Source organism: Mesorhizobium sp. M7D.F.Ca.US.004.03.1.1, assembly GCF_003998635.1.
GTDB lineage: Bacteria > Pseudomonadota > Alphaproteobacteria > Rhizobiales > Rhizobiaceae > Mesorhizobium > Mesorhizobium loti.
On the sequence record NZ_RZQG01001180.1, the window covers coordinates 1 to 1577 of the forward strand.

The window sequence follows — 1577 nt, forward strand, 5'->3', positions numbered from 1 at the left end:
GCATGGAACTGGTGGATCACATCAAGAAGGGCGACCAGGCGGACAACGGCACGGTCTCCGATCCCGACCGGATGATCAAGGTGCGCATCGCTGCCGACAAATAACTCTGTTTTCTCAAAAGGATATCTGACATGGCCGAAATCAAGGACCGCGAGAACGCGCTCATCATGGAAACGACCAAGGGCAAGGTCGTCATCGAACTTTTCCCCGACCTGGCGCCCGGCCATGTCGCCCGCATCAAGGAACTGGCCCGCGAAGGCGCCTATGACGGCGTGGTCTTTCACCGCGTCATCGAAGGCTTCATGGCGCAGACCGGCGACGTCAAGTTCGGCAATTCCTCGAAGCCGACATTCGCTCCATCCCGCGCGGGCATGGGCGGCTCGGAAAAGCCGGATTTGAAGGCTGAATTCTCCAACGCCAACCATGGCCGCGGCACCTGCTCGATGGCCCGGTCGCAGAACCCGAACTCGGCCAATTCGCAGTTCTTCATCTGCTTTGACGATGCCGCCTTCCTCAACCGTCAGTATACGGTCTGGGGCCAGGTCATCGAAGGCATGGACAATGTCGACAAGATCAAGCGCGGGGAGCCGGTGCAGGATCCCGACAAGATCGTGTCGCTGAAGGTCGCGGCCGACGTCAAGTAAGGTTAAACGACAATGATGGGCGTCGTCTGGTCGCTTCTCGGCATCCTGTCCGGCGCCTTCATTGCCATTCAGGCACCGATCAATTCGCAGTTGGCGCGCGGCTTGGGTCTCCCGGTCGCGGCGGCTGCGTTTTCGTTCCTGTCGGGCGCGATCGTGCTCGGCATCATCTCCGCTACGGTGGTGAAGCTGCAAGGCATCTCGCTCGACTGGAAAGCGCCGGCGCCCTGGCTGTTCGTAGCCGGCGGCATGCTCGGCGGCTTCTATGTCACGCTGTCGACGATTCTGACGCCGCGCATCGGCGCCGCCGCGCTGATGGCGTTTCTGGTCGCCGGCCAGTTGCTGGCCGGCATGCTCATCGACCGCGTCGGCTTCCTCGGCGTCGCGGTGCGTGAAATCTCGCTCGGCCGCATCGCCGGCGCGGTGCTGCTGCTGGCCGGAGCGCTGCTCGTCCGGCTCTACTGATGCGCGTCGACCTCTTCGACTTCGACCTGCCGGAGGAGCGCATCGCGCTTCGCCCGGCGGACCCGCGCGACAGCGCCAAGATGCTGGTGGTCAAGTCAGGCGAAGGGCTCGATGACCGCAGGGTGGGCGACCTGCCGTCCCTGCTCAGGGCCGGCGACGTGCTGGTTTTCAACGACACCAAGGTCATTCCGGCGCAGCTCAAAGGCATCAGGCGGCGCGGCGAGGCGGCGGCGCAGGTCGAGGCCACCCTGCATATGCGCATGGCACCGGATCGCTGGCTGGCCTTCATGAGGCCGGGCAAGCGAATCGCTGCAGGCGACCGCATCCATTTCGGCCATGACGGCAATTCCTGTTTCCTCGGCCAGCTCGACGCCACGGTGATCGAGAAAGGCGAGGGCGGCGAAGCACTGCTTGGCTTCGACCTGTCGGGGCCATTTCTCGACGAGGCACTGCACGCTGTCGGCCATATTC

Annotated in this window: 3 protein-coding genes and 1 pseudogene; all 4 read left to right on the forward strand. The window is 63.7% G+C overall.

Translation table 11 applies throughout. The annotated features are described in order from the left end of the window. A pseudogene (locus tag EN935_RS42475) lies at nucleotides 1–104 on the forward strand (peptidylprolyl isomerase); the annotation flags it as partial. Nucleotides 105–131: 27 nt separating this feature from the next. Next, entirely contained in the window at nucleotides 132–644 is a 513-nt protein-coding gene (locus EN935_RS35295; RefSeq protein WP_109669164.1) for a peptidylprolyl isomerase, read from the forward strand. 12 nt (nucleotides 645–656) lie between these two features. Beyond that, nucleotides 657–1106: a DMT family transporter gene (locus EN935_RS35300; protein ID WP_127263078.1), complete on the forward strand. Its 450-nt coding sequence runs from the start codon at nucleotides 657–659 to the stop codon at nucleotides 1104–1106. Continuing rightward, nucleotides 1106–1577: S-adenosylmethionine:tRNA ribosyltransferase-isomerase (locus EN935_RS35305; RefSeq protein ID WP_164771655.1), on the forward strand; the 472-nt coding region annotated here is incomplete at its 3' end. The genes EN935_RS35300 and EN935_RS35305, both read left to right, overlap by 1 nt.

Bases quoted from the DNA above. Each gene is read 5' to 3' on its own strand.
- EN935_RS35295 (WP_109669164.1), top strand. From the start codon at position 132: ATGGCCGAAATCAAGGACCGCGAGAACGCGCTCATCATGGAAACGACC.
- EN935_RS35300 (WP_127263078.1), top strand. From the start codon at position 657: ATGATGGGCGTCGTCTGGTCGCTTCTCGGCATCCTGTCCGGCGCCTTC.